This window comes from Streptomyces spiramenti (assembly GCF_012034385.1).
Lineage (GTDB): Bacteria > Actinomycetota > Actinomycetes > Streptomycetales > Streptomycetaceae > Streptomyces > Streptomyces spiramenti.
Window position 1 is genome coordinate 1 of sequence record NZ_JAAVJB010000241.1, and the last position, 7359, is coordinate 7359.

Annotated in this window: 7 protein-coding genes and 1 pseudogene; 4 read left to right on the top strand and 4 right to left on the bottom strand. The window is 76.6% G+C overall.

Annotation, left to right across the window (positions count from 1 at the left end; translation table 11 throughout):
- The 3 genes and pseudogenes from HCJ92_RS24445 to fxsA all read left to right on the top strand — a co-directional run.
- Positions 1-186 (top strand): annotated as a pseudogene (locus HCJ92_RS24445) (segregation/condensation protein A); the annotation flags it as partial.
- The gene (locus HCJ92_RS20485) at positions 183-950 is read left to right on the top strand and encodes a glycosyltransferase (protein ID WP_167935091.1); all 768 of its coding nucleotides are present in this window, start codon (positions 183-185) and stop codon (positions 948-950) included. The pseudogene HCJ92_RS24445 and the gene HCJ92_RS20485, both read left to right, overlap by 4 nt.
- Before the next feature lie 3 nt (positions 951-953).
- Entirely contained in the window at positions 954-1598 is a 645-nt protein-coding gene (fxsA, locus tag HCJ92_RS20490) for an FxsA family membrane protein (RefSeq protein ID WP_167935092.1), read from the top strand.
- Positions 1599-1659: 61 nt separating this feature from the next.
- Here the strand turns inward: fxsA and HCJ92_RS20495 are convergent, their stop codons facing one another.
- The 3 genes from HCJ92_RS20495 to HCJ92_RS20505 all read right to left on the bottom strand — a co-directional run bounded on the left by HCJ92_RS20495 (position 1660) and on the right by HCJ92_RS20505 (position 3969).
- Positions 1660-2625 (bottom strand): transketolase family protein, encoded by a 966-nt coding sequence (locus tag HCJ92_RS20495; RefSeq protein WP_245241042.1) that lies wholly within the window; start codon positions 2623-2625, stop codon positions 1660-1662.
- 108 nt (positions 2626-2733) lie between these two features.
- On the bottom strand, positions 2734-3474 hold the full coding sequence (locus tag HCJ92_RS20500; protein WP_167935093.1) for a transketolase: 741 nt from the start codon (positions 3472-3474) through the stop codon (positions 2734-2736).
- Positions 3475-3594: 120 nt separating this feature from the next.
- Entirely contained in the window at positions 3595-3969 is a 375-nt protein-coding gene (locus HCJ92_RS20505; RefSeq protein WP_167935094.1) for an RNA polymerase-binding protein RbpA, read from the bottom strand.
- Between the two features lie 415 nt (positions 3970-4384).
- On the opposite strand from HCJ92_RS20505, the gene yczR reads away from it, so the two are divergent.
- Positions 4385-5875, top strand: a complete 1491-nt coding sequence (gene yczR, locus HCJ92_RS20510) for a MocR-like transcription factor YczR (protein WP_167935095.1) — start codon at positions 4385-4387, stop codon at positions 5873-5875.
- Positions 5876-5949: 74 nt separating this feature from the next.
- Here yczR and HCJ92_RS20515 read toward each other — a convergent pair.
- The coding region (locus HCJ92_RS20515; RefSeq protein ID WP_167935096.1) for a hypothetical protein at positions 5950-7359 on the bottom strand (1410 nt) is incomplete at its 5' end.

The window sequence follows — 7359 nt, forward strand, 5'->3', positions numbered from 1 at the left end:
GGGTCCGACGGCCCGGCGGGTGCGCCCCGCTCCGGGGCGGACCCGCGCACCTCGCCCGTCGGAACCCCCGCGGCCACCGGCGAGGAGCACCCGCAGGAGTCCGGCGCCTCGCCGGCGGAGGACCGGCCGGTCCCCGGGGCCGAGCCGGCGCGTGCGAAGCAGGAGGCGGGGGACCGACCCGCGTGACCCCCGCACCCCCACCGCGCGAGCGCGCCGACGGCCCGGTGCTCGTCGTCATCCCCACGTACAACGAGGCCGCCAGCCTGCCGCCCCTGGTCGCCCGACTGCGCGCCGCCGTGCCGCACGCCGACGTCCTGGTCGCCGACGACAACAGCCCGGACGGCACCGGCGCCGTCGCGGACCGGCTCGCCGCCGCCGACGACGCCGTGCACGTCCTGCACCGACCCGCCAAGGAGGGCCTCGGCGCCGCCTACCTCGACGGCTTCCGCTGGGGGCTGGAGCGGGGGTACCCCGTGCTGGTCGAGATGGACGGGGACGGCTCCCACCAGCCGGAGCAGCTGCCCCGGCTGCTGACCGCGCTGCGCGGCGCCGACCTGGTCATCGGGTCGCGCTGGGTCCCCGGCGGGCGGATAGTCCACTGGCCGCGCTACCGGCAGTTGCTCTCGCGCGGCGGCAGCGGCTACTCCCGCGCGCTGCTGGACCTGCCGGTCCGCGACGCCACCGGCGGCTTCCGCGCCCTGCGGGCCCACGTCCTCGCCCCCGACCTGCTGGCGGGTGTCGCCTCCCAGGGGTACTGCTTCCAGGTGGACCTGCTGCACCGCGCGGCGCGCGCGGGCCACCGGGTCGTCGAGGTCCCGATCACCTTCGTGGAACGGGCGCACGGCGACAGCAAGATGAGCCGCGCCATCGTCACCGAGGCCCTGTGGCGGGTCACCGCCTGGGGCGTCGCCTCCCGCTTCCGCAGTTTCACCGGACGAAGGCACACTTGAGTCATGACCACCGGTTCCCCGCCTCCCATCGGTCCCGGCCGTCCCTCCGGCGGACGTCGCTCGGACGAGACCCCCTCACGCCGGCGTGTACGCAGCCTGCTGCCGTTGCTGACGGTGGTGTGGGTGATCGCCGAGATCTGGCTGCTCCTGCTGCTGGGACGCACGGCCGGCGGCCTCACCGTCGTCCTCGTCCTGCTCGCCGGGTTCGTCGCCGGCTCCCTGGTGCTGCGCCGGGCCGGACGCCGGGCGCTGCGCAACCTGAACGAGGCGGTGCAGGCCGCCCAGCAGGGGCGCCGGCTGGACCGGGCGGACTCCCGGCCCGGTAACGGCCTGTCGGCCGTCGGCGGCATCCTGCTGATGGTCCCCGGGCTGATCTCCGACGTCCTCGGCCTGCTGCTGATCTTCCCGCCCACGGCGGCACTGGTGCGCAGCGGGCTCAGCGGCCTCCTCGTGAGCCGCGCCGGCCCGCTGGGCAGCGCCTACCAGGAGGCACGCGCGGCCGACGCGCGGCTGCGGATGCAGCGCCCCGACGGAAAGGTCGTCCAGGGCGAGGTACTGGACGACGACGACCCGCGGCACGGACCCGACGCCCCGCCGGACCCGCACCGGCCCGATGGGGAGACCCCGGGCGATCCTCCCCGCCCCTGAGAGCGACCGGCCCGGTGGCTCCGCGTGCCCCCGGGCCGTGCCCCCCCGGGGCCGGTCGCTCTCAGCCCCTCGCCCCGGGGGTGAAGGCGCCGATCCGCTGCCGCAGCCCGGCGGCGTCCAGCCCGTGGGCGCGGTCGTGCTCCTGGCGGGTGCCGTACCGCCGCAGCTCCGCGCGGGGCACCCCCAGCGCGAGCACACGGTGCGGCACGTCGTGCAGCGCCTCGGCGACCCGCGCGGTCGAGGTCCCCGCGAGGTACGGCTCGACCAGCACCACGTCCGCCGTCGCACGGGGGCCGACCGCCGCGCGCAGTCCGGCCGCGTCGAACGGCCGGACCGTGGCGGCGTACAGGAGGGTGGCGTGCAGCTCCGCGACCGCCGCGGCGGTCGGATCGAGCATCGGTCCCACCGCGATCACCACCGGGGCGTCCGGACCGCCCTCCCGCAGTGTCAGCAGCCGCCCGTCCGCCACCGGCAGCGGGGCCCGGTTGGCCTGCTCCGACAGCCGGACGTACTCCCGGCCCTCCCCGGCGACGGCGCGCCGCAACAGGGCCTCGGCCTCCTCCGGGTGCCCCGGGACGTGGACGTTCCAGCCGTCCAGCGTGTCCAGCAGCGCGACGTCGCCCGGCGACATGTGGGTGAAACCGCCCTGCGGCCAGTCGTAGGAGGCGTTGGCGCTCACCAGTACCCCGCCGACCCCCTGGTGCTGGAAGTCCAGCTTCAGCTGCTCGAAGGGGCGCTCCACCAGGAACGAGGCGAAGGTGTGGACGATCGGTCGCATGCCGGCCAGCGCCAGGCCCGCGCCCGCGCCGACCAGTAGCTGCTCCCGGATCCCCACGTCGATCACCCGGTGCGGGTGCCGTCGGGCGGCGTCCTCGAACGCCGCGGCGGTGATGACGGCGAGCACCACGGCGGTGCGCTCGTCGCTGTCGAGGAGGTCGGAGGCGACGCGGACGAACCGGTCGCGCATCGACTCGGCCGACGGAGGTGCGGCCTCGACGGGGGAGGGGGCGGCAGCGGGGGCGGGCATGAGGGCTCCTCGGGGTGCGGTCCGTGGTGTGTCGGGCAGTTCGCGGGGCGTTCCGGTCGGTGGGCCGCCGTGGCGGGGCCGAACCGACGACGCCCGTGCGGCCCCCGTTCAGCGGGGGTGCTTGGGCTCGACCCGGGCCACCACCGCGTGCGGCCGGCCGGGGTGGGGGAGGGCACAGGCGCGCCGGAGGTCGGCGTGGTCCCGGCCGTCCGCCTCCGCCAGCGACCAGCCGGCGGCGGCGATCCGCTCCGCCCGGCTGCGGGAGTCACCCCACGTCGTCGAGGCGTTGTCGACCACCACCAGGTGCAGCGAGTCCAGTCCGTACGCTCCGGCGAACTCCAGCGCCTCGTGGTTGCTGCCCTCGTCGAGTTCGGCGTCGCCGACCATGACCCACACCCGGGGCGCGTGCAGGCCGCGGGCGCGCAGCCCCAGGGCGGTGCCGACCCCGAGGGGCAGCCCGTGGCCGAGGGAGCCGCTGCTGATCTCCACGCCGGGGACGAGCGTCCGGTCGGGGTGGTGGCCCAGGGGCGAGTCGAAGGTGCCGAAGCCGTCGAGCACTCCGGGGTCGATGAAGCCCTTCGCGGCCAGCACGGCGTAGTAGGACATCGGGCCGTGGCCCCGGGAGAGCAGGAACCGGTCCCGGTCCTCGGCGTCGGGGCGGGCCGGGTCCACCCGCAGGACCTGGTCGTAGAGCACCCAGAGCGCGTCCGTCAGCGAATCCGACGAGGGCGTGTGCTTGTCGGCGCCCGTCATCCGCGCGGTCAGGGCGGGCAGGTCGTCGTACCCGAACGGCGCAGCCGGGGTGCCGTTCGGCGGAGTGGGGGACGGGTCGTGCGCTGTCACGGTCATGGCCGCAACCCTGCTACCTCAAGCGCGCTTGAGGTCAAGCGCCGGTCGCGTCGAGGCCGCGGGCGCGGTCCTGCCACCCGGACGGCCCAGCGCCCGGCCGTGTCGTACCGGTGGTGCGCCTCAGGCGGACTTCCTGCTGTCCCGCGGGTGCACCGCGATGTTCATCGCACCCGAGCGCAGGACGGCCAGCCGCTCGGCCAGCACCTCCTCCAGCTCCTCACGGGTACGCCGCTCCATCAGCATGTCCCAGTGGGTCCGAGCGGGCTTGGCCTTCTTCTCCTCCGGCCCGTCACCGTCCACCAGCAGCGCCTGGACGCCGCAGACCTTGCACTCCCACTCCGAGGGGATCTCGGCCTCCACGGAGAAGGGCATCTCGAACCGATGCCCCCGCTCGCATGCGTACTCCACCGCCTGGCGGGGAGCCAGGTCGATACCGCGGTCAGTCTCGTAGCTGGTCACCACGAGTCGCGTGCCGCGCAGAGCTCGCTCACTCATGAATCGTGCCTCCCGGGCTGGTCGCCCACATGACAGGTGTGGCTGTCGTCGTCATCCCGTCAACGTCCGGTCGGCGGGGAAGATTCCCGTCGCGGGGTGGTCGCCCCGTCTCGCCGCCGTCATGCTCCTACCCGCCCGCGCCCGGTTCGTCACATCTCGGCTGTGACGTCACCCGGTGTCCGCAGGGGAACTGCGCGCGAAGTCGGCCGTTGGACGGGGATCAACCGCCTACTGTAGCCGCCCGGTGGCCCCGCTGTGAAATCACACCGCTCCCGGTCGCGTCGCGCCGTCCTCCCGTCGCGCCCCTCCCGCGGGCCGCCGGAGGACCCGTCGGGCCGCCCGGCCTGCGGGACTCTGGCAGCATGGCCGGTGTCGGCACGCCTCGGGGCCGGTCGCGAGGGAGTGGACCGCCATCATGACCACCTGGACCTCCACCGTCGGCGCCGCGGAGCTGAGGCGGTTGCTCGGCGGCGGGACGCCCGCCGCACCCGGCGACCGTCGCCGCCCGGCCTACCGCGTCCTCGCGGACGGGCTGCGCTACCTCGTGCTGGAGGGCCGGATCCCGGTCGCCGCCCGGCTCCCGGCCGAGCGGGAGCTCGCCGCCGCGCTCGCCGTCAGCCGCACCACCGTCGCCGCCGCCTTCGAGGCGCTGCGGGCCGACGGGTTCCTGGAGTCGCGCAGGGGCGCGGGCAGCTGGACAGCGGTCCCCGAGGGCCACGCCCCGCCGTCCGGCGGGCTGGACCCGCTGCCGCCGGACACCGACGCCTCCGTGATCGACCTCGGGTACGCGGCGCTGCCCGCGCCCGAACCCCTGCTCTCCCGCGCCTTCGAGGACGCGCTCCCCGACCTGCGCACCACCACCGCGACGCACGGCGACTTCCCCGCGGGGCTGCCCGCCCTGCGGCGGGCCCTGGCGGAGCGCTACAGCGCCGCCGGCGTGCCCACCATGCCGGAGCAGATCATGGTGACCACCGGTGCGATGGGCGGGGTCGCGGCCGTGCGGCGCCTGCTCGCCGGCCGGGGCGAGCGGGTGGCCGTGGAGCACCCGTCCTATGCCAACGTCCTGCAACTGATGCGGGACACCGGCACCCGCCTGGTCCCGGTGGCGATGGGGGAGGGGCTCAGCGGTTGGGACCTTCCCGCCTGGCGCCGCGTCCTGCGGGACGCCGCGCCGCGCTTCGCCTACGTCGCCGCCGACTTCCACAACCCCACCGGGGCCCTCGCCCAGGAGGACCAGCGGCGCGAGCTGGTGGCCGCGGCACGCGCCGCCGGCACGCTTCTCGTCGTGGACGACACCATGCGCGACCTGGACCTGCGCCCCGGCGCCGATCCGATCCGCCCGGTCTGCGCCTTCGACCCGGGGGGCTCGACCGTGCTGACCATCGGGTCGGCCAGCAAGACCTTCTGGGCGGGGCTGCGGATCGGCTGGGTGCGCGCGGCGCCCGACACCGTGCGCAGCCTGGTCGCGGCTCGTGCCTACGTCGACCTGGGCAGCCCGGTGTTCGAGCAGCTGGCGGTCGCCCGGCTGATGAACGGGGACGGCTGGGACGCCGCCGTGACACTGCGGCGGGGCCAGGTGACCGCCAACCGCGACGCCCTTGTCGCCGCCCTGCGCGCCCGGCTGCCCGACTGGGAGTTCGCCGTCCCGGCCGGCGGACTCACGCTGTGGGCCCGCGCCGGAGGGCTCTCCAGCAGCCGGCTCGCCGACCTCGCCGAGCGCCGCGGCGTCCGGGTGCCGGCGGGCACCCGTTTCGGCCTCGACGGTGCCTTCGAGGGGTACCTCCGGCTGCCCTTCACCCTGCCGGGTCCGCTCGCCGCGGAAGCGGTGGCCCGGCTCGCCGATGCCGCCGCGCTGCTCCGGGGCGGCGCGGGGGCGAGCCAGGTGCCGGGCGGCTGGGTCGTCTGAACCGGGCCCTCGGCGCCCGACCCGGGCGCCCGGCCCCCGACCACCGGTCCGCGCAGGTCACGTGGCGGCGCAGGTCACGCGTGGGCGGCTCCCCGCCCGCCGCCGACGATGCCGCCGGCGACCGTGCCGTCCCCGACCTCGTCGTCCGCCTCGTCCGCCGACTCGCCTGGCCGCTCGGGCAGCAGGGCCAGGACCGCCCGCCGCTGCCGTTCGTCGGTGGTGTCGTCGTAGGGGTCGGGCGCCGCCGGGGCCTGGAGCCGCAGCAGGACGCCCGGGGCGGGCCGGGCGTAGCCGCGGCCCGGTGCCGCCCCCGGGGGCGGTGTGGAGGTCGGCACCCCGCCCAGCAGCTCGTGCAGGAGCGCGCCGGGTACCGGCCCGAGCACGACGCGCGCCTCGGTGCAGCCGGTGAGGGCGGGGCCCAGAGAAGCCAGGCCGTCCAACTGCTCGGCCACGACCACCGTCACCTCGGCGGCCCGCCCGTGGCGCAGTGGCACCTCCAGCAGTTCCTGGGGGTCGCGGGTTCCCGCCGTCCGGGCCCGGTGGGCGAGGAGGGCGGGGCGGTCCACCACGATCCACAGCGGTCGCAGCGGGCAGGGATGGTCTGCCACGGCGGTCCGGCGCGCCAGTGCCAGCTCGGCCAGCCGGCGTTCGGTCTCGACCGTCGCCCACTCCAGGGCGGCGGCCGCGCCGGTGGGGGAGGACTCCACCGTGAGCACCCCGCGCCGACCGGCGAAGCAGGCGAACTCACCGGCCCCGCTGCCGTCCACCAGCAGGACGTCGCCGTCGTTCAGTGCCTGGAGCGCGAGGGAGCGCAGCAGCGAGGTGGTTCCGGAGCCGGGGCGGCCGGTCGCCAGCAGATGCGCGGCGGGAGCCCGGGCGCCGGTCCGCCAGACCACGGGCGCGGCGTCGGTCACGTCCGCGTCCGCCTCGCCGGAGGTGACGGGGACGGTGCGGTCGACGGCGTCGGCGTCGGTGAACCCCAGGACCGCCTCGCCGGGGCCGGTGACGAACCGCTGGGCGCACACACCGTCGGGGAGCGGCGGGAGCACCTCCAGGCGCAGCCGGTTGTGCTCGCGGTCCCAGCACAGCCGCAGTTCGCGTTCGCGGCCCGTCTTGGCGGTGAGCACCTCCTCGACCCGGGCGCGTGCCTCCGCGTCGCCGTCGGGGAAGTGGGCGGGGTACCGCAGGCAGAGGGTCGTGATGCGGTCCCCCTCGAAGCCGGGGTCGCGGATGACGTCCTCGAAGGAGCCGCCGTAGGTGTAGGCGGTGTCCGCGGCGCATCCCTCGGGAGCGGCGAAGTACGGCACGAGCGCCTCGTAGACGACGCGCAGCCTCTCGGCCCGCTCCTCGGCCAGCGCCGCGGTCTCCGCGGCGCGTGCGGCGCCGCCGCGCTCCGCCCGTCTCCCCGCGACCGCGGCGACGGGGAGCAGCGCGCACCCCGCCAGCAGCGGGCCGTGCGGCACCAGCCACAGCAGGGCCAGCGC